An 18,632-nucleotide genomic window follows, 5' to 3' on the forward strand; every position below is an offset into this window, starting at 1 on the left:
CGGCCCCGCTGTCAGGCGAGGGTCAGCCTGCCGATGGCGTTGCCCGTGTAGCCGACGAACCACAGGGCGCCGTCCGGTGCGGGCGTGGGCGGGAAGTCCGCCGGCCCGATCCCCGGCACCGGGACGGTGTACTCGGTGAACTCGAACGTCTCGGGGTCGAGCCGCGCCACCTTGTTGCCGACCGTCTCGGCGAAGTAGCAGGCGCCGTCGGGGCCCGGGTTCCCGCAGATCATCCCGGCCGGGACGGTGGGCACCGCGAACTCGGTGATCTCGCGGGTGACGACGTCGATGCGCGCCACCTTGTTCCCCGCCGTGTAGGTGACCCAGATGTTGCCGTCGGGCCCGACGTTCGGCGAGAACGGCGCCGCCGCGAGGGTGGGCACCGGGTACTCCTCGAAGCGTTCGGTCTCCGGGTCGAAGCGAGCGACCTTGTTGCCGACGAGCTCGCAGAACCAGAGCCCGCCGTCGGGCCCGGCGATGATGTCGGCGGGTGCGGAGGCCGGGGTGGGGATCGGGTACTCGGTGAACGTCCGGCTCGTCACGTCGAAGCGGGCGATCCGGTTGCCCAGGGTCTGGGTGTTCCACATGGCGCCGTCCGGGCCGGGGACGATGTCCAGCGGGCCCGACGCCGGATGCGGGAGCTCGTACTCCTCGATCACCCGCGTCGCGGGGTCCAGGACGCCGATCCGGTTGCCGACGGTCATCGTGATGTACAGCAGCCCGTCGGGGCCGGACTTGATCCCCGCGGGTGTGGAGAGCGGGTCCCGGACGGGGACCTCGATGATCTCCTTGGTGTCCGGGTCGATGCGGCCGATCTTCCCGCCCACCATCTCGGTGAACCAGAGGCCTCCGTCCGACCCAACGGCGATGTCCGCCGGGAAGGACGACGGGGTGGGCACGGCGAAGAGCTCGATCCGGGCCGACGGGCCCGGTCCCGCCACCGCCGGGCCGAGCTGCGCGAGGGCCTTCGGGGCCGTGACCGGCAACGGGAACTTGCTGGGCACCGTCAGCAGGTCCGCCGGGAGGACCTCGGCGGCCGCGCGGGAGAAGCCCGAGGTCGCCACCCCGGTCCCGCCCAGCACGGCCAGCCCCACACCGAACACACCCGCGCGCCCGATCAGGGCCCGCCTCGTCAACGCCATCCGTCCACTCCTCGTCGAGAGCCCTTCGCGGGCGCCTACACGACGCCGGCCCACCGGGTGCTCCGGTGGGCCGGCGTCCCTGCACTCGCTCAACGAGCAGGCGGGGTGGCGAGATTGTCGCGTTATGCGACGGTCAGATCTTCTCGAAGTGCGCGATGTCGAGGATCTGCCCGGTGCGCTCCTCGGCCCACACCGCGCGGACCCGGGTGCCCGGGCCGATCTGCTCGCGGACGGTGGTCGGGTTGCCCAGGTCCAGCCCGCCGACGTAGTGCATGAGCAGCGTGGACGCGCCGTCGAGGCGGATGCCCGCGATGGCGTAGGGCGGCGTCGGGCCACCCCGGAAGCCCAGCCATGCCACGGTGAACGCCTCGACGACACCTTCGGGGGGCAGCTCGAGCCACTCGTCGGTCTTGACGAAGCAGGACTCGCAGTAGGCCTGCGGCGGCACGAACACCCGCGAGCACTCCGGGCACCTGTTCGCCAGGATCTTCTGCTCGGTGAGGCCCTGCATGAAGCGGCCCCAGGTCGCGCCCAGGTGGACGTCGTAGTTCAGGTCCCAGTGGACCCGCTGGGTGGTGATCGGGGTGCTCACAAGCGCTCCAGGATGGCCAGGTTCTCGAACTGGAAGAAGGTGCCGCCGGTACCGTGCGCGAGCCCGCGGCGGGGGCCGGTGACCTGCATGGCCTCCGGGGCGTCGCCCATGAGCTGCAGCGCCACGTAGACGATCGGGGCGAGCTCACCCGCCACGCCGGCGTTCGTGCACAGCGGGCCGCCGGAGAGGTTGACCGGCACGTCCCCGTCGATCCGGGTCGCACCGGAACGGATCAGGTCGATGCCGCCCCCGGGCGGCGCGAACCCGAGCGCCTCGAGCTGCATCGGCTGCATCGGGGCGTACGGCGAGAACACCTCGACGACGTCGATCTCCTCGCGCGGGCTGCGCACGTCCGCGAGCTGGTAGACCTTCTGCGCGAGGATGGCCAGGTTCTCCATCGCCGCGAAGTCGTTCTTCCCGCCGCCCAGGTAGGGGTCGCTGCTCGTGGCGAAGGCCTTGATCAGCACCGGGGTGGGCCGCAGGTCCTCGGTGGTGCCCTCGGCGCAGACCAGCAGCGCGTTGGCCGAGGTCGACACCGGGCACACCATCGCCATGGTCAGCGGGTAGGACAGCGGCTTCGCCGACACGACGTCCTCGACGGTCATCGTGTTCCGCAGGTGCGCGTACGGGTTGCGGGAGGCGTGCTCGTGGTCCTGCACCGCGGAGACGGCGTAATCCTCCACCGTCGCGCCGAAGCGCTCGGTGTAGGCGCTCGGGTAGAACGCGCCCATGTGGTAGGCACCCATGCCGAGCGGCTGCTCGACGATCATCGGCGAGTTGGTGTTGATCGCCGACTGGAGGTCCTCGGCGCCGAAGAACGTGGGGCCGCCGATGACCAGCACGCGGCGCCGGTCCCCCGCCCGCACCTGGCGGGCCGCGACCTGCACGAGGTTGCCGCCCGTCGTCCCGCCGGTGTTGAGGATGGACACCGGCAGGTCCGGGCCCAGGCCCAGCCGCCGGACCAGGTGCTTGGCCCCGAGGACGGTGCCCTCGAAGCCGTCGATGTTGCCGATCACGATGCCGTCGAGCGAGTCAGGGGTGGCGCCGGAGTGCTGCAGGGCACCCCAGACGGCCTCCTGGATCAGCTCCAGCGACGACGACGTCTGCTTGCGCGGCGAGCTCGCCGGGGTGATCCCGACACCCGCGATCACGGCCCTGCCCCGTTTCAGCCCGGCCATCAGACTCCCTCCACCACGAGCACGGTCGCGGTCTCCGCGACCGGACCGGTCAGCAGGTCCGTCGAGTGCGACACCGCCTGCCCACCGTTCTCCTCGAGCCACTCCACGGCCTCGAACAGCCGCAGCGCCCCGTTCGCGACGCCGGGGAAACAGCTCGCCACCCCACCCGACGGATTGATCACGGTGTCGCCCTTGGCGAGGCCCAGCGCGTCGACGGTCGGCGCGAGCAGCGCCGGCGTCGAGGTCGTCAGTTCGGCGGCGCCGATCTGCTCACCCGGTTCGGTGAGCCCGGCCCGGCGGTAGGCCTCCTGGCCCGCGCGGCGCGCGGCCGCGGCAGGGTCGGTCAGCCACTGGCCGCCCGCGGTGGTGTCGCTGGTCGCCTGCCCCCACCCGGTGATCACCGCGCGCGGGTGCAGCGCTCGCCGCGACCGGCCGAGCGAGCCGAGCACGACGGCGATCGCGCCGGTGGCCTCGGCGGGCAGCATGAGCTCGCGCAGGACGCCGTTGACCGGCGCGGAGGCGGCGACATCCGCACTGGTCACCGCGGTACGGGCGGCACGCAGCCTGCCCGCACCGCGGGAGATCTCGGCCGCCGCGAGCTCGGCGAGCCGCTCCTCGGTCAGCGCGCCGGAGTCGACGGCGTACCCGGCGTGCAACCCGAACACCGTCTCCGCCGACAGCCCCACCGGGCGGTCGAAGTGCGGCTCGAAGCCGTGGTTGGAGATCTGCTGCAGGAACGCGCGGCGATCCGGCGCGGACACCTCGGGGTTGTAGACACCGACGGCCAGCGTCAGGTCCGCGTCGCCCGCGGCGATCGTCTGAGCCGCGTGCACGATGGCCTGCCCGGCGTCGCCCTCGATGCGGTACGACTGCGCGAGGTAGCCGCCGGAGGCGGCGTTGGTCAGCCCGGAGGAGATGCTGCGGCCGTCGTAGATGTCCAGCGACGCCGTGACCGACAGGCCGATCTCCTGCTTGCGGACGCCGGCCTCGCGCAGCGCGCGGGACACGGCGTCGAACACCAGCTCGTCGAGGACCGCGTCGGACTCGGGCACGAGCGGGGTGGCGGCCAGCCCGAGGACAGGGATCGGGTCCTGGGCCGCGGCTGAAGGGTTGAGCCCGCTCACATCGACACACCCCCGTCGACGGGGAGCACGACCCCCGTCACGTAGGCGGCCTGCTCCGAGGCCAGGAAGCCGACCGCGGGCGCCATCTCCGCCGGGTCGGCGAAGCGGCCCAGCGGCACCGTGGCCGTCATCTCCGCGAGCCGGTCCGCCGGGATGGCCGCGACCATCGCCGTGGAGGCGTTGGGCGAGATGGCGTTCACGGTGATGCCGAAGCGCGCCACCTCCTTGGCGACGGTCTTGGTGAAGGCGATGATCCCGCCCTTGGCCGCCGCATAGTTCGCCTGGCCGACGTTGCCGTGCATGCCGGTGAAGCTGGTGACGTTGACGATCCGGCCCGAGCCCGCCTTGCGCATGTGCGGCACGACCGCGCGGGTGACGGCGAAGGTACCGCCCAGGTGGACGTCCAGCACGATCTTCCACTGCTCGTCGGTCATCTTCCAGACCACGGTGTCGCGGGTGATGCCGGCGTTGTTCACCGCGACGTCGATGCTCCCGGCCCACTCGACGATGCCGTCGACGGCCTCGGCGACCGCCGCCGAGTCGGACACGTCGACCGCGACCTGGCGGACGTTCTCCTGCCCGTCCCACGCGGTCTTGAGCGCCTCGGCGTCCCGGTCGACCGCGGAGACCTTCGCCCCCGCGTCCAGGAAGTACTTGACGATCTCGTACCCGATGCCTTGGGCCCCGCCGGTGACCAGCACCGACGTGCCGGTGAAGTCGGGGGTCAGGGTGCCCGCCATCAGAGGCGCTCGATGATCGTCGCGTTGGCCATGCCGCCGCCCTCGCACATGGTCTGCAGGCCGTACCGGCCGCCGGTGGCCTCCAGGTGGTTCACCATGGTCGACAGCAGCCGGACACCGGAGGCGCCCAGCGCGTGCCCCAGGGCGATCGCGCCACCGCGCGGGTTGAGCTTCTCCGGGTCCGCGGCCAGGTCGTGCTGCCACGCCAGCGGGACGGGCGCGAACGCCTCGTTGACCTCGTAGGCGTCGATGTCGTCGATGCTCAACCCGGCGCGGGCGAGGACCTTCTGGGTCGCCGGGATGACACCGGTCAGCATGAACAGCGGGTCGCTGCCGGTCACCGCGAACTCGTGGAAGCGGGCGCGTGGGCGCAGGCCCAGCGCGTTCGCCTTCTCCTCGCTCATGATCAGCGTGGCGCTCGCGGCGTCCGTCAGCGGCGAGGAGTTGCCCGGCGTGATGCTCCAGTTGATCTCCGGGAAGCGCTTGCCCAGCTCCTCGTCGGCGAACGAGGGCTTGAGGCCGGCGAGCCCCTCGGCGGTCGTCGAGGCGCGGATCGTCTGGTCGACGTCGTGCACCTGCCCGTCGACGGTGATCGGCACGATCTCGCCCGCGAAGGCGCCCTCGGCGGCGAACGCGGCGGCGCGCGCGTGCGAGCGGGCCGAGTACTCGTCGAGGGTGTCGCGGTCCAGCTTCCACTTCGCCGCGATCAGCTCGGCCGACACGCCCTGGCCGACCAGGCCCTCGGGGTAGCGGGCCTTGAGCGGCGCGGTGGGGTGCTGGTCGACGCTGCTGTAGCCCATCGGGACCCGGCTCATCGACTCGACGCCGCAGGCGATCACGATGTCGTAGGCGCCGGCGAGCACGCCCTGCGCGGCGAAGTGCACCGCCTGCTGGCTCGAGCCGCACTGGCGGTCCACCGTGGTGCCCGGCACGGACTCGGGGATCCCGGCCGCGAGGACGGCGTTGCGGGCGATGTTCAGGGTCTGGTCACCGGCCTGCGACACGCAGCCGGCGATGACGTCGTCGACGCTCGCGGGGTCGATGCCGGTGCGCTCGAGCAGCGCCGACAGGGTGTCCGCGAGGAGGGTCACGGGGTGCACGCTCGACAGCGCACCGCCCGGCTTGCCCTTGCCGGACGCCGTCCGCACCAGGTCGACGATCACTGCTGAAGTCATGGAGCTCCCAATCGGTTCACAGGGGGGAGACGACGCGCGGCCCGGCTCCCCGATCGTCTTCAGACGCTAGGGAATCCGGGCCGCGATGGGTTGTCGCAAGGCGCTACACGCGCCACGGGCTCAGTCCGGCGGGGGCGCCGGGTTGAACGTGGAGAGCACGAGGTGCCCGCTGTCCACCGGCATCTCGATGCCGGTGATGCGGGAGGACTCGTCGCTCGCGAGGAAGACCACCGCACCGCTGATGTCCGACGGCTGCATGAGTCCGCCGAACACGTGCCAGTGCCGCGCGGCCACCTCGTGCTCCTCGCGCGTGCCGCCCTCGTGGCCGCTGGTCATGTCCCACGCGCCCTGCCAGTTCGTCATGCTGGTGTCGACGAACCCCGGCATGATCGCGTTGACCCGCACCCGGTACGGCGCGAACTCCATCGCCGCGGCCTTCATCAGCCCGAGCGCGCCGTGCTTGGCCGCCGTGTAGTGCGCCGACCCGGCCTGGCCCTCGACACCGTTCACCGACGAGGTGATGATGACCGACCCGCCGCGGCGCTCGCGCAGGTGCGGCGCCACCGCCTTGAGCGTCTTCCAGACCGCCGTCAGGTTCATGTCGATCGTGTCCTGCCAGGACTGCTCCGGCAGGTCCCAGAGGGGGCCGCGGGTCCAGATGCCGTGGTTGATCGCCACGACGTCGATGTGCCCGAACTCGGACAGCGCCTCGGCGACCGCCGCGTCGAGACCGGCCTGGTCGCGTGCGTCGACCTTGCGCGCCAGGACGCGCCGGTCGAGAGCCTCGACCTGCGACACGGTCTCCTTGAGGTCGTCCTCGGTCGCCAGGCCGTACTGCACGCTGTCGATCTGTTCGCAGATGTCGAGGGCCACGATCTCCGCGCCCTCGCGCGCCATGGCCAGGGCGTGGGAGCGCCCCTGGCCGCGCGCGGCACCGGTGATCAGTGCGACCTTGCCGTCGAGTCTTCCCATCGATGGTCTCCCGTCGTCGCCGTCAGGTGGGGATGGAGGTCAGCGGGCGGCGCGCTCGGCCTCGAACCGGGCCTGGGCCTCGGCCTGGCCCGCGCTGGTCGCCTTGGCGCCGGCACCGTCGCTGTTCACGGTCTGGTCGTAGCCGCGCTGGCGCCGCTCGAGCGAGCCGTTGAACACGGGCATGACGTTCTCGGCGATCAGCTCGAGGCTGCGGATGCTGTTCGGGTGGTTCGCCCACTCGCCGTGTAGGACGAGCAGCTTGCCGAAGCCGCCCGAGGCCTCCTGCATCCGCTTGATCTGCTCGACGGCCATGTCCGGGGTGCCGATGACGCCGAAGCCGGTGCTGTTCATGCCGTCGATGAGCACGTCCACGTCGTCGAGCTGGGCCAGGCCCGGGCTGACGTGCGCGAGGTAGTTCATGAGGTAGAGCAGGCCGTGCCGAACGTTCTCGCGGGCCTTGGCCTCGGTCTCGGCGATGTGCATGGGGCAGGTCAGCCGCCAGTTGCGGCGGTCGACGGTCTTGCCGTTCTCGGCGGCGAGCTCCTCGACGATCCCCCAGTGCGCCTTGAGCGCGGCCGAGCCCTCGGGGCTGGTCGCGGCGAGAGAGAGCAGCCCGGCGCCGTAGCGGCCGGCCAGCTTGGGCCCGGTCGGCGAGACGGTGGCGGTGACCGCCGTGTGGATGTCCGAGTACGGCGGGACCTGCAGGTAGGCCGCGTCGAGGTCGTACCAGTCGGTCTTCTCGGTCACGGTCTCACCGGCCAGCAGCCGGTGGATGACGTCGAAGGACTGCTCCATCTTGCGGCGGTTCTCGAGCGAGTCGATGCCGATCGAGCGCGAGTCGTCCACCAGCTGACCCGGTCCGGCACCGAACAGGAACCGGCCGCGGGTGAGGTGGTCCAGTAGCACGATGCGGTCCGCGAGTAGGAACGGGTTGTGGTAGGGCAGCGACAGCACACCGGAGCCGAGCTTGATGCGCTGGGTCCGCTCGGCGGCGGCTGCGATGAACAGCAGCGGGTCGGCGACGATCTCGACGCCACCGGAGTGGTGCTCGCCGATCCAGAACTCGGAGTAGCCGAGCCGGTCCATCGCGACCGCGGTCTCGAGGTCCTGGTGGATGGCGATGTTGGCGTCGGTGTCCACCCGGTGCCAGGGCGCCAGAAAGGCGCCGAACTCGAGGGGGGTCTGGTCGGTCATGAAGCCTGCCTCCGGAACGGGTCGGGCGGAGGCCGACCTGCCGGATGGCGCCACCTCCGCGTGTCCGGTGCCGAAGCTAGGGAAGTGATCACGTCGCACGGTGTCGCAATCCGCTACAGACTCACGCGGAGGCACCGCCCTGTCTCCCACGGGCACGGGGTGTCCCGAAATGCGACAACCATGGGCATGGTGGAGCCGTCATCCTTCCGATAACGCCAGCTTAACCCATTTGGCTTAGTCCGGTGCTCGACGAACCGGAACAGAGAAGGTCGACGACACCCGGCGGCTCGCTCCCCGCTCGCCGCTCGGGCACCACTCCCCGGGGTGGCGTCGCCCCGACCCGACGACGTGTCCCTCGACGGCCTCCACCGTCCGGGCTCCCCCGCGTCGGCGGCCGGGGCAGCGCCCCCGCGGTCCCCCGAGACCGAAGGACGGACATGACCCGTTGGAACCTCCGACCGCGCTCGATCCGCGCGGTCGTCGCGGCGGCAGCCGTGGTCGTCGCCCTGCCGGCGATCTTCGCCGGCGTCGCGACCGCGCTCCCCACCCCGGCACCCGGGGAGGGCACGGTGCACGAGTACGCCCTCCCGCCCGCCTCCTCCCCCGCCGACATGAAGCCGGGTCCGGACGGCGCGATGTACTGGACCGAGCTGACCGGCAACCACATCGGCCGGATCGACCCGGACACCAAGGAGATCACCCGCTACCCGGTGCCCACGCCGGCGTGCGTGCCCTACGCCGTCAACGGCGGCCCGGGTGACGCCGTGTGGTTCTCCGCCGTGGGCTGCGACAGCATCGGCAGGCTCGACATGCAGACCAAGCAGATCGAGCTCTGGCGGATCCCAGGCCTGCGCGCCTACCCGGCCGACCTGAAGATCGGCCCCGACGGCGGGATCTGGTTCACCGAGACCGTCGGCAACAAGATCAGCCGCTTCGACCCGGAGACCCACGAGTTCGAGCAGTACCCGCTGCCCGACCTGGCCGCCGTCCCCATGGACCTGGCCATCGTCGACGACACCTACGTCTACTTCTCCGAGCAGGGCGCCAACAAGCTCGGCCGGATCGACGTGAACACCCACGAGATCGACACGTTCCCCTACCCGACGCCGGCGTCACAGGTCCTCGACATCGACCCGGGCCCGAACAGCGACGGCACGGTCTGGTTCGCCCAGATCGCGGGCAACAACGTCGGCTGGTTCGACCCGAAGACCGAGCAGATGACGGAGATCCCGACACCCAGCCCCCTGGCCGGGCCGTTCACGATCGCCGAGGGCGCCGACGGCGCCATGTACTACACCCAGATCACCGGCGGCCGCGTCGCCCGCGTGGACCCGGACACCAAGGAGATCACCGAGGTCCCGATCCCGTCACTGGTCAGCGCGCCGGGCGACATCGCCTGCGAGAAGGAGCCGAGCACCGAGTCGCAGTTCGCGCCTTGCAAGCCGGGCGGCTCGCTGTGGTTCACCGAGGTCGGCGGTTCGCGGGTGGGCGAGCTCGAGCCCTGATCACCCACGTCGTGCCGAGAATGCCGGCCGCTCGCTCCTCGCGGGCGGCCGGTTCTCGCGCGTGGCCATGCATGGCGCGAACTGCAACAACCCCTCCGACGACGACCGACAAGGCTGCCTCCATGCGCGTCTTCAACGACCTCGACGAGATCCGTGCCCTGGTGGGCGAGAAGCTCGGGACCTCCGAGTGGCTGACCGTCGAGCAAAGCCACATCGACCTCTTCGCGGACGCCACCGCGGACCACCAGTGGATCCACGTGGACGCCGACCGTGCGGCGGAGGGCCCCTTCGGCACCACCATCGCTCACGGCTTCCTCACCCTGTCCCTGCTGCCGGTGCTGGCCGCGTCGGCGTACCACATCGAGAAGAAGCGGATGGGCATCAACTACGGTCTGAACAAGGTGCGTTTCACCGCGCCGGTCCCCGTGGGCAGCCGGGTTCGTGCTGCGGCCGAGCTCGTCGCCGCCGAGGACACCAAGGACGGCGGCGTGCAGCTCGCGACCGCGTTCGTGGTCGAACTGGAGGGATCCGAACGGCCTGCTGTCGTGGCCGAGTGGCTCGTCCGCTACTACGTCTGAGCACGTGGCTATGACCGACCACTCCGCGACGCCCACCGTCAACTCCGACCAGGACGCCGCCGGCTTCGAGCGGATGACCGTCCAGCTGCGACGCCTCCTCGACGCGATGGCCGCGGCGACCCCCGATCCCGAACTCGTCGACGCCGCCACCGACGACCTGTCCGCACTCGCCGACTGGTTCACCGAGCAGGCCGCCCCGACCTCGGACCAGGTCACCGGCAGGCTCGCCGGGATCCCCGGCCGCGGCCAGGCGCTCGTCCCGGTGTTCCGCGTCGACCGCGCCGACGATCACCGGGTCGGCGGCACCGTGCGGTTCGGCCGCTACCACCACGGGAGCGACGGCACCGCGCACGGGGGCGCCATCGCCCTCTTCCTGGAGGAGGTGCTGGGTTACCTCGCCGTGTCGGGGCGGTCGCGCTCGCTGACCGCCTCTCTGCAGCTCGACTACCGCAGCGCCACTCTCGTCGACCGCGATCTCCGCGTCGACGCCTGGTTCGAGCGAGAGGAGGGACGCAAGCGGTTCCTGCGCGCGACACTGCACGACGGCGAGGCGCTCTGCGTCGAGGCGAAGGCGCTCTGCGTGGCACTCCGCGCCGCGGTTTAACCCACTCGGCAAAATATTAGGACAGCTGTCCGGACAGCTGTACAGTCTGCCTATGGGTTCGACCGTCGACGCTGCCGCGACCCCGCGCAGACCACTCACCGACGGGGCCACGAAGGAGGCGCTGCGCGCGCCGGTCATCGTCGCCCCGATGTTCCTCGTATCCGGCCCCGACCTGGTCGTGGAGTCGTGCCGGGCCGGCTTGGTCGGGTCCTTCCCGACCCAGAACGCACGGACGTTCGAGGATCTCGTCCGTTGGCTCGACGCGATCCGCGACGGGGTGGCGGACCTCACCGCCCCGTCGTGGGCCGTGAGCATGATCGTTCACAAGAGCTACGACCGGTTCGCCGCAGAGCTCGAGCTGATGCAGGAGTACCGACCGGACGTCGTCCTCACCGCGCTCGGCTCGCCGAAGCGTGTGCTCGATGAGATCCACGGCTACGGCGGCGCCGTCTTCGCCGACGTGATGTCGGTCGAGCACGCGCGCAAGGCCGCCGACGCAGGCGCGGACGGACTCGTCCTCGTCTGCCATGGAGCGGGTGGGCACACCGGCCGCCTGTCCCCGTTCGCCTTCGTCGACGAGGTCCGCCGCTTCTACGACGGCACGATCGTGGTCGGCGGTGCCGTCTCGACCGGGCGGGCGGTCCGCGCCGTCGAAGTCCTCGGCGCCGACTACGCCTACATGGGCACGCGGTTCATCGCGTGCCGCGAGACGCTAGTGAACGAGGTCTACCGGGACATGCTGGTCCGGGCGCGGGTGGGCGACGTGACCGCGACCGCCGCGGTGACGGGCGTCCTCTGCAGCTGGCTGACCGAGAGCCTGAAGGCGGTCGGCTTCGACGAGGAGAAGCTGGCGTCTGCCGGGACCATCGACTTCTCGGACGTCCACGGCGAGCACAAGCCCTGGAAGGACATCTTCGGCGCCGGTCAGGGCGTCGGGGAGATCGACAGCGCGGCACCCGTGGCCGAGGTCGCGGACCGCATCGTGGCGGAATACGAGGCGGCGTGCGGCCGACCCGTGCCCGCCGGCGTCCTGGAGGTGACCGCCTGATGGTCTCGTTCGCATTCGACGAGGAGCACGAGGAGTTCCGAGCCACGCTCGCGGACTTCGCACGTAAGGAACTCCTGCCGAACTACCGGGAGCGCGCGGGATCGACGGAGTTCCCGTTCGAGGTCTTCCGCAAGCTCGGCGAGCTGGGCGTGCTCGGGATCGGACTCCCCGAGGAGTACGGCGGCACCGGCGACGAGGACCCGGTCCTGCTCGGTCTGGCCACCGAAACGCTGGCCTACGGCGACGTCAACCTCGCCTCGGCGCCGGTGCAGATCGGCCTCATCGCGTCACAGTTGGTGCACGGCACCAAGGAGGTCCGGGATCGCTACCTACCGGCGATGATCGAGGGCCGGGAGACGGTCGCGATCGCCCTGACGGAGCCCGGGTCCGGCTCGGACGCGAGTGCGCTCGCGACGGTCGCCCGACCGATCGACGACGGCTGGCTGCTGAGCGGCGAGAAGACGGCGATCACCTGGGCGTGCAACGCCTCCGCAGCCCTGGTCTACGCGCGCGAGCCCGGCTCCAGCCGGTCGAAGGGGGTCAGCTGTTTTCTGGTGCCGCTCGACGCTCCCGGGGTCACGGTCAGCCCGATGCCGGGCATGGGCTGCCTCCCGCTCGGCTGGGGCTCGATCCACATGGACGAGGTGCACGTGCCCACCGAGCACCTCATCGGCGAGCTCGGCCGAGGCTTCCACACGGTCATGGATCACTTCGACTTCAGTCGGGCCGCACTCGGCCTGATGTGCCTCGGTGCCGCCCGGGCCAGCCTCGACGAGGCGGCCACGTACGCGAACCAGCGGGAGACGTTCGGCAGGCCGATCGGTGAGTACCAGGGCGTGTCCTTCCCGCTCGCCGAGCACGCGACGTACCTCGAGGCGGCCCGGTGGCTGTGCTACCGGGCGCTCTGGCTGCGCGCGGAGGGGAAGCCGCACACCTCGCTCGCGTCGATGAGCAAGTGGTGGCCACCGGTCGTCGCCAAGGACGCCATCGAGGCCGCGATGAAGATCCACGGCAACCTCGGCTACTCCGCGGAGTTCCCCCTGCAGCAGCGGTTCCGCGACGTGATGGCCTACCTGGTCGCGGACGGCACGGCCGAGATCCAGAAGAGGATCATCTCGCGGGAGATCCTCGGTCGGGAGTCCGTCGCGTTCTGACCGGGGTGCGAAGGTGTCACCGCTGCACAGGCGCGTAGAGCGTGTTCCACACGATGCGGCTGTAGGCGTCGAGGAGGGCGTCGGTCCGGCGCTCCTCCTCGACCCGCACCATCCGGTGCAGTCCCCGCTCCGCCATCCACTGCAGCCAGTAGGCCGTCTCGGCGGCCGGAAGCGCGGGGTCGACGAAGCCGGCGCGCTGACCCGCCGTGATGTGCTCGGTCAGGCCCGTGATGTAGCGGCTCATCGCGTCCTCGACGGCGGCGCGCACCCCGCGGTCGTAGCCCACCGCCTCGTGCGTGGCCGCCATCAGCTCCGGGTGCGGCCGGTACGCGTCGACGATCCCCCGCAGGACGGCACGCACGTCGTCCACCGTCGCCGTCCCGTCGAGGGACCACCAGCGCCCCGCCGCCGCCATGATCGAGTCGCTGACCTCGTCGTACCACGCCCGCAACAGGTCGGCCTTGTCCGGGAAGTAGACGTAGAACGTGGTCCGCGAGAGCCCGGCCTCGGCCACCAGCTCGCCGACCTTGATGTCCGCGAACGTCTCGCCGTCGCGAAGGCGGCGCTCGACGATGTCGAGCACTCTCGTGCGCGTCTCGTCCCGGCGCCGCGCACGCGTCGCCCTGCCGTCGACCTTTCCGTCGAACCCGTCGTGGTGCACCGTGCCGCCTGCCACGCCGTGATGCTACGAGCACACGAGCGATCGAGGACACGACGGCGGGCCGTTCCCGCATTATCGGACCGATGATATAAAGGTCTGGCCAAATAGCGGCTGCTCTGGCCGCTGGGTCCCCGCCCAGACTCACCGCTGGAGAGGTCACGATGAAGCCCGAGGAGTTCACCGACATCACCTACGAGGTCGACAACGGCCTCGCCTGGATCACGATCAATCGCCCCGACCGCTACAACGCCTTCCGAGCCCGCACGGTCGACGAGCTCGTGCACGCGTTCAAGCTCGCCTGGGCGGACGACGAGGTCGGTATACTGGCCCTGACCGGCGCCGGCGAGAAGGCGTTCTGCTCCGGTGGCGACCAGAAGCAGCGGATGGAGACCGGGGACTACGGTCCCTCGGAGACTGGCCTGTTCGAGGTCGAAGCCCTGCACCGGGTGATCCGCGACGTTCCCAAGCCGGTGGTCGCAGCGGTCAATGGCATCGCCATCGGCGGTGGCCACGTGCTGCACGTCCTCGCCGACCTGACCATCGCCGCCGACACTGCCACGTTCGGCCAGAACGGCCCGCGCGTCGGCTCCTTCGACGCCGGCCTCGGCTCCGGGTACCTCGCCCGGGTCGTGGGGGAGAAGAGGGCCCGCGAGATCTGGTTCATGCTCCGGCGGCTGAGCGCCACGGAGGCGCAGGAGTGGGGCCTGGTCAACAAGGTCGTCCCGGCCGCGGAGCTGCGCTCGGCGGTCCGCGAGTGGGCGGACACCATGCTGACCTACTCCCCCACTGCGCTGAAGGTGCTCAAGCAGTCGTTCAACACCGACACCGAGCACCTGATCAGCATCGGCAACCTGGCCTACTCCACGCTCAAGCTGTTCGGCGAGACGGACGAGGCGCGCGAGGGCATCACCGCCTTCAACGAGAAGCGCCAGCCCGAGTTCGGCAAGTACCGCTCGCACTGAGCTCAACGGCACGACCGGTCCGGCCCGGACGGGGAACTCGCGAAGGAGCGATATGACACAGTCGAAGAGGAGCTCGTTCGCGCCGGACCTGTTGGCAGGCAAGCGCATTCTCATCACCGGTGGCGGGACCGGCCTCGGTCGAGGTGTCGCCCGGCACCTGGTCGAGCACGGTGCCGAGGTCCATCTCTGGGGTCGCCGCCCGAACGTCCTCGAGGAGGCAGCCGCCGAGGCGGCCGGGTCCCGGCCGGGCTCCGCCCACATCCAGACGGTCGACGTCCGTGATGGAGACGGTGTCGATGCCGCGATGGAAGCACTCTGGCAGGAGCACGGCCCGCTCACGAGCGTGGTGAACAACGCCGCAGCCAACTTCATCGCCCCGACGGAATCGCTGAGCCCGCGAGCTTTCGAGGCCGTCAGCGGGACCATCATGAAGGGGTCGTTCCACACGACACACGCGGCCGGGAAACGGTGGATCGCCGCCGGTCTGCCCGGCAGCGTGCTTTCCACCCTGACGACGTGGGTGTGGACCGGGTCCGCGTTCGTCACCCCGTCGGCGATGGCCAAGGCCGCCGTGCACTCGATGACGATGTCGCTGGCCGTGGAGTGGGCGCGGTACGGGATTCGGCTCAATGCCGTGGCCCCCGGCCCGATCCCCACGGACTACGCCTGGGAGATGCTCAACCCCACGGACAAGAGCTCCGTCGGAGCCACCCAGGCCGACCAGATCCCGATGGGCCGCACCGGAACCATCGAGGAGCTGGCCAACCTCACGATCTTCCTCCTCTCCGACGCCTGCGATTATCTGACCGGCCAGACCATCGCGATGGACGGCGGGCAGATGCTCGCGGGCCCCGGCACCTTCGCGGGTCTCACGTCGATGACCGCCGACGACTGGGCCGCGGCCCGGGAGAAGAGCAAGGCCGCCAGCGCAGCGCCGAAGGCACAGCGCAGCTAGATCACCCCGTCCCGCCGGAGCTGCTCGAGTCGGTCCGGCCGAGCTCGAGCAACTCCTCGAGCACCACATCCGAGTGCTCGCCCAGGCGGGGCGGGTAGGACGGACGGGTCGGCGCGGAGTCGCCGAGCCGCAAGGGGCTCCCGAACACCGTGCAGCGCCGCTGGCCGTCGGTCAGCTCACGCAGCATTCCGCGATGTCGGACGTGCTCGTCGTCGACCACCTCCGACAACGTGCGGACCGGGGCGGCCGGCACGTCGGCCTTGTGGAGCAGGGCGAACACCGTGTCCTTCTCCCGCGTGCGGGTCCAGTCCGCCACCGCCGCGTCCACCTCGTCCATACGACGTACCCGGCCGTCGGGGGTGGCCAACTCCGGATCGTCGGCGAGGTCGGCGCGCTCCATCAGCGAGCACAGCGCCTGCCAGTGCCGCGGACGGATGCAGAGAATCGCGATCCGGCCGTCGGCGGCCGGGTAGACGTTGTCGGGAACCACGTCCAGGCCGCCGTGCCGGTTGCTCGTGCGGTCGGGGAACGCCTCACCGTGCTCCAGGTAACCACCGATGTTCGATGCCAGGGTCGGCAGGATCGCGTCCTGCATGGCCACCTCGACCTGCTGGCCGCGGCCGGTGCGCTCGCGCTGGAACAGCGCAGCGAGTACCGCGGCGGCGAGGTGCACACCCGAGGAGAAGTCGACCACCGCGGCGCCGGCCTTGACCGGGGCCTGGTCGGGGAAGCCGGTCGTCGCGACGATCGCGGTCATCACCTGGACGGTGACGTCCATGCCCCGGAGGTCGCGGTGTGGCCCGGAGAGCCCGTAGCCCTTGCCCGAGGCGAGCACGATTCGCTCGTTGGCGGCCTGCAGCGCGGCGTGGACAGTCCCAGCCGGTCGAGTACGCCGGGCGCGAAGTTCTCCACCACGACGTCGGCGAGAGCCACGAGCTGCAGGAACAGCTCACGGCCCGCTTCGGTCTTGAGGTTGAGCCGCAGGCTTCGCTTGCCCGCGTTCAGCAGCTGAAAGGCCGCATTCCCGTCCGCGCGTCGTCGCCAACGCACCCCCGCCCGGTTTCGCGGATCACAGCCCGGCGGCCGTCTCGGCCGCATCGAGGAACGAGCGGACCAGCGCCGGATCCGCGTAGTAGGGGTCGCCGTGGCCGGCGAGCGTGCGGCGGTGGCTGTACTCGTACAGCACCGCGAGCTTCCACAGGGCCAGCGCGGTGTACCAGCGCAGGTTCGGCAGGTCCCGCCCGGTCGCGGCGGCGTAGCGCTCGGCCAGCTCGTCCCTCGTCGCGTACCCGGGCTCCAGAACGGCCGCGCCCAGCTGCGCGGTCGGGGTGAGCGGCTCCCCCGCGACCGGCCACGAGGCCAGGAAGTAGCCGACGTCAAATAGCGGGTCGCCGATCGTCGCCAGCTCCCAGTCCAGCACCGCCGCCACCGCGCCCGACGGGCCGAGGATGACGTTGCCGAGCCGGTAGTCGTTGTGCACCAGGGTCGCCCCGGACTCGGCCGGGACGTGGGCCTCGAGCCAGGCGTCGATGTCGGCGAACGCCGGGGGCGGGTTCCCGTCGGCGTCCGCGACGAGCCGGCGCATACGGCGCAGGTGCCGCCCGTTGAAGCCCTCCGGCCTGCCCATCTCGGCCAGTCCGGCGGCCTGCCAGTCGACGGCGTGCAGGCGTGCCAGGGTGTCGACCATCGACTCGCCGATCGCGCTGCGGTGCTCGGCCAGCTCCGGCGGCGTGCGGGTGGTGATGACCGGGCCGGGCACGCGGCTCATCACGTAGAGCGGGCTGTCGATCACCTCCCCCGCCTCCGCCGTGGCCAGCACCTCTGGCACGGGCACGCCGGTCCCGGCGAGGCCGGTCAGCAGCCGGGCCTCGCGCAGGACGTCGTGCGCGCCCGGCGGCAGCGGCGGGGGCGGCGGCCGCCGGACGACGACGTCGCGGCTGCCGCGGACCAGGTAGGTCAGGTTGGAGTGCCCGTCCCCGATCCGCCGCGCGGTGAGCGGGCCGTCCGACACACCGTGCTTGGCCAGGAACGTCTCCAGCGCGGCGAGGTCGGCCTCCGACCAGTCCCAGCCGGCCCCCACGTCGGCAGGGCTCACCGGTTCCTGCTCGCGACGAGGTGGTTCAGGTACTCGCGGGGCCAGTGCGTCTCCCACTGCCCGGCGGCCGGCTCGCCGTCGATCGTGGCGTCGCAGGCAGACTCCCAGATCTCGGTGGCCATCTTGTCGTTGGTGGGCAGCTTGACCAGGCCGTAGCGGTCGAAGGTGACCTCGGTCCGGCCGCCCGCGGTGTCGACGAGGGTGGCCTCGAGCCGCTTCTGGGACATGTCGTCCTGGTAGGTGGCGTGGTGCTCGATGTGTGACACCGGGATCGTCACGCCGTCCTTGAGCACGGAGCCGGCGAAGCCCCACTCGCCGCCCGCGATCCAGATCCAGCCGTTGATCGCGCGTCCGGAGTCGGTGTAGGCGACGGACCACTTCCAGTGGTGCGGCACGCCCCAGTCCCGGTTGCCCCAGGAGTGGTCGCGGTGGCCCATCCGCCGGTCCCACTCGATGCGGCGCCCCGCGACCTCGAGGAAGCCGCTCACCCGGCCCGTCTGCTCCAGGCGGTTGGCGGCGAACCACTCGGGCAGGCCGCCCGGGTTGCTGCGGTAGCTGAAGGCGTCCTGGATCGCCTCGAAGTGGTACTTCAGGCGCACCTTCTCGCTCTCGTAGGTCACCTCGGCGGTGCGTCGCAGCTCCGGCTGCCGCACCGTCAGGCCCTTCAGCCGGAAGTCGTCGAAGTCCATGTCCTCCGGCACGGTGCCGCCGTCGAGCTCCAAGGCCAGCGGCTCGGCGTCCGGGCCCCACACCGCGACGTTGAACCCGGACTTCCCGCGGTCGGTCAGGTACAGGTAGACCTGCGCTCCGAGCCGCTCGTCAGGCATGATCATCTCCCAGAACAGGGAGTCGCGCATCCTGCCACCGGGACTGGTCGGCCAGTGGCGGAGGTCGTCGTGAGGGCCGAAGCCGGGGTCGGGGACGTGGAGCCCGGACGGAGTCATGGCGGTCAT

At 71.0% G+C, this 18,632-nt stretch carries 18 protein-coding genes and 1 pseudogene; 7 read left to right on the forward strand and 12 right to left on the reverse strand.

Features of this window, described 5'->3' with window-relative positions; translation table 11 throughout:
- Positions 1–11: 11 nt before the first annotated feature.
- The 8 genes from AB0B41_RS00750 to AB0B41_RS00785 all read right to left on the reverse strand — a co-directional run bounded on the left by AB0B41_RS00750 (position 12) and on the right by AB0B41_RS00785 (position 8,117).
- Positions 12–1,142, reverse strand: a complete 1,131-nt coding sequence (locus AB0B41_RS00750; protein WP_358197384.1) for a hypothetical protein — start codon at positions 1,140–1,142, stop codon at positions 12–14.
- Positions 1,143–1,275: 133 nt separating this feature from the next.
- On the reverse strand, positions 1,276–1,734 hold the full coding sequence (locus AB0B41_RS00755; protein WP_358197386.1) for a Zn-ribbon domain-containing OB-fold protein: 459 nt from the start codon (positions 1,732–1,734) through the stop codon (positions 1,276–1,278).
- Positions 1,731–2,912 (reverse strand): thiolase family protein, encoded by a 1,182-nt coding sequence (locus tag AB0B41_RS00760; protein ID WP_358197389.1) that lies wholly within the window; start codon positions 2,910–2,912, stop codon positions 1,731–1,733. The genes AB0B41_RS00755 and AB0B41_RS00760 overlap by 4 nt, the downstream gene beginning before the upstream one ends.
- Positions 2,912–4,036: a hypothetical protein gene (locus AB0B41_RS00765; protein ID WP_358197391.1), complete on the reverse strand. Its 1,125-nt coding sequence runs from the start codon at positions 4,034–4,036 to the stop codon at positions 2,912–2,914. Before AB0B41_RS00765 ends, AB0B41_RS00760 begins: the two co-directional genes overlap by 1 nt.
- Positions 4,033–4,776, reverse strand: a complete 744-nt coding sequence (locus AB0B41_RS00770; protein ID WP_358197393.1) for an SDR family NAD(P)-dependent oxidoreductase — start codon at positions 4,774–4,776, stop codon at positions 4,033–4,035. The genes AB0B41_RS00765 and AB0B41_RS00770 overlap by 4 nt, the downstream gene beginning before the upstream one ends.
- A complete protein-coding gene (locus AB0B41_RS00775; protein WP_358197395.1) occupies positions 4,776–5,951 on the reverse strand; it encodes an acetyl-CoA C-acyltransferase in 1,176 nt (391 codons plus the stop codon). Before AB0B41_RS00775 ends, AB0B41_RS00770 begins: the two co-directional genes overlap by 1 nt.
- A 120-nt stretch (positions 5,952–6,071) precedes the next feature.
- Positions 6,072–6,923 (reverse strand): mycofactocin-coupled SDR family oxidoreductase, encoded by an 852-nt coding sequence (locus AB0B41_RS00780; protein WP_358197397.1) that lies wholly within the window; start codon positions 6,921–6,923, stop codon positions 6,072–6,074.
- A gap of 39 nt (positions 6,924–6,962) precedes the next feature.
- Positions 6,963–8,117, reverse strand: a complete 1,155-nt coding sequence (locus AB0B41_RS00785; protein WP_358197399.1) for an LLM class flavin-dependent oxidoreductase — start codon at positions 8,115–8,117, stop codon at positions 6,963–6,965.
- Positions 8,118–8,554: 437 nt separating this feature from the next.
- Between AB0B41_RS00785 and AB0B41_RS00790 the strand changes: the two genes are divergently transcribed.
- From AB0B41_RS00790 to AB0B41_RS00810, 5 genes are all read left to right on the forward strand, one after another.
- A complete protein-coding gene (locus AB0B41_RS00790) occupies positions 8,555–9,622 on the forward strand; it encodes a hypothetical protein (protein WP_358197402.1) in 1,068 nt (355 codons plus the stop codon).
- Between the two features lie 122 nt (positions 9,623–9,744).
- Positions 9,745–10,200 carry a MaoC family dehydratase gene (locus tag AB0B41_RS00795; protein ID WP_358197404.1) on the forward strand — a complete coding sequence of 152 codons (456 nt, stop codon included), beginning with the start codon at positions 9,745–9,747 and terminating at the stop codon, positions 10,198–10,200.
- Positions 10,201–10,210: 10 nt separating this feature from the next.
- Entirely contained in the window at positions 10,211–10,804 is a 594-nt protein-coding gene (locus AB0B41_RS00800) for a PaaI family thioesterase (RefSeq protein WP_358197405.1), read from the forward strand.
- 52 nt (positions 10,805–10,856) lie between these two features.
- On the forward strand, positions 10,857–11,852 hold the full coding sequence (locus tag AB0B41_RS00805; protein WP_358197407.1) for a nitronate monooxygenase: 996 nt from the start codon (positions 10,857–10,859) through the stop codon (positions 11,850–11,852).
- Positions 11,852–13,006: an acyl-CoA dehydrogenase family protein gene (locus tag AB0B41_RS00810; RefSeq protein WP_358197410.1), complete on the forward strand. Its 1,155-nt coding sequence runs from the start codon at positions 11,852–11,854 to the stop codon at positions 13,004–13,006. Before AB0B41_RS00805 ends, AB0B41_RS00810 begins: the two co-directional genes overlap by 1 nt.
- A 16-nt stretch (positions 13,007–13,022) precedes the next feature.
- Here the strand turns inward: AB0B41_RS00810 and AB0B41_RS00815 are convergent, their stop codons facing one another.
- Positions 13,023–13,682: a TetR/AcrR family transcriptional regulator gene (locus AB0B41_RS00815; RefSeq protein WP_358197412.1), complete on the reverse strand. Its 660-nt coding sequence runs from the start codon at positions 13,680–13,682 to the stop codon at positions 13,023–13,025.
- Positions 13,683–13,828: 146 nt separating this feature from the next.
- On the opposite strand from AB0B41_RS00815, the gene AB0B41_RS00820 reads away from it, so the two are divergent.
- On the forward strand, positions 13,829–14,629 hold the full coding sequence (locus AB0B41_RS00820) for an enoyl-CoA hydratase-related protein (RefSeq protein WP_358197414.1): 801 nt from the start codon (positions 13,829–13,831) through the stop codon (positions 14,627–14,629).
- Positions 14,630–14,681: 52 nt separating this feature from the next.
- The gene (locus AB0B41_RS00825) at positions 14,682–15,584 is read left to right on the forward strand and encodes an SDR family oxidoreductase (RefSeq protein ID WP_358197417.1); all 903 of its coding nucleotides are present in this window, start codon (positions 14,682–14,684) and stop codon (positions 15,582–15,584) included.
- A gap of 1 nt (position 15,585) precedes the next feature.
- On the opposite strand, the pseudogene AB0B41_RS00830 reads toward AB0B41_RS00825, so the two are convergent.
- The 3 genes and pseudogenes from AB0B41_RS00830 to AB0B41_RS00840 all read right to left on the reverse strand — a co-directional run bounded on the left by AB0B41_RS00830 (position 15,586) and on the right by AB0B41_RS00840 (position 18,632).
- Positions 15,586–16,682: pseudogene (locus AB0B41_RS00830) on the reverse strand (CoA transferase).
- Positions 16,654–17,679, reverse strand: a complete 1,026-nt coding sequence (locus AB0B41_RS00835) for a phosphotransferase family protein (RefSeq protein ID WP_358197419.1) — start codon at positions 17,677–17,679, stop codon at positions 16,654–16,656. The pseudogene AB0B41_RS00830 and the gene AB0B41_RS00835 overlap by 29 nt, the downstream one beginning before the upstream one ends.
- A complete protein-coding gene (locus tag AB0B41_RS00840) occupies positions 17,676–18,632 on the reverse strand; it encodes a hypothetical protein (protein ID WP_358197420.1) in 957 nt (318 codons plus the stop codon). Before AB0B41_RS00840 ends, AB0B41_RS00835 begins: the two co-directional genes overlap by 4 nt.

The sequence above is a fragment of the Pseudonocardia sp. NPDC049154 genome (genome assembly GCF_040648315.1).
In the GTDB taxonomy this organism is placed as follows: domain Bacteria; phylum Actinomycetota; class Actinomycetes; order Mycobacteriales; family Pseudonocardiaceae; genus Pseudonocardia.

Excerpts from the sequence above, each read along its gene's own strand:
- AB0B41_RS00750 (WP_358197384.1), bottom strand. The coding sequence starts at position 1,142 with ATGGCGTTGACGAGGCGGGCCCTGATCGGGCGCGCGGGTGTGTTCGGT.
- AB0B41_RS00760 (WP_358197389.1), bottom strand. The coding sequence starts at position 2,912 with ATGGCCGGGCTGAAACGGGGCAGGGCCGTGATCGCGGGTGTCGGGATC.
- AB0B41_RS00770 (WP_358197393.1), bottom strand. The coding sequence starts at position 4,776 with ATGGCGGGCACCCTGACCCCCGACTTCACCGGCACGTCGGTGCTGGTC.
- AB0B41_RS00775 (WP_358197395.1), bottom strand. The coding sequence starts at position 5,951 with ATGACTTCAGCAGTGATCGTCGACCTGGTGCGGACGGCGTCCGGCAAG.
- AB0B41_RS00780 (WP_358197397.1), bottom strand. The coding sequence starts at position 6,923 with ATGGGAAGACTCGACGGCAAGGTCGCACTGATCACCGGTGCCGCGCGC.
- AB0B41_RS00785 (WP_358197399.1), bottom strand. The coding sequence starts at position 8,117 with ATGACCGACCAGACCCCCCTCGAGTTCGGCGCCTTTCTGGCGCCCTGG.
- AB0B41_RS00790 (WP_358197402.1), top strand. The coding sequence starts at position 8,555 with ATGACCCGTTGGAACCTCCGACCGCGCTCGATCCGCGCGGTCGTCGCG.
- AB0B41_RS00795 (WP_358197404.1), top strand. The coding sequence starts at position 9,745 with ATGCGCGTCTTCAACGACCTCGACGAGATCCGTGCCCTGGTGGGCGAG.
- AB0B41_RS00800 (WP_358197405.1), top strand. The coding sequence starts at position 10,211 with ATGACCGACCACTCCGCGACGCCCACCGTCAACTCCGACCAGGACGCC.
- AB0B41_RS00805 (WP_358197407.1), top strand. The coding sequence starts at position 10,857 with ATGGGTTCGACCGTCGACGCTGCCGCGACCCCGCGCAGACCACTCACC.
- AB0B41_RS00810 (WP_358197410.1), top strand. The coding sequence starts at position 11,852 with ATGGTCTCGTTCGCATTCGACGAGGAGCACGAGGAGTTCCGAGCCACG.
- AB0B41_RS00820 (WP_358197414.1), top strand. The coding sequence starts at position 13,829 with ATGAAGCCCGAGGAGTTCACCGACATCACCTACGAGGTCGACAACGGC.
- AB0B41_RS00825 (WP_358197417.1), top strand. The coding sequence starts at position 14,682 with ATGACACAGTCGAAGAGGAGCTCGTTCGCGCCGGACCTGTTGGCAGGC.
- AB0B41_RS00840 (WP_358197420.1), bottom strand. The coding sequence starts at position 18,632 with ATGACCGCCATGACTCCGTCCGGGCTCCACGTCCCCGACCCCGGCTTC.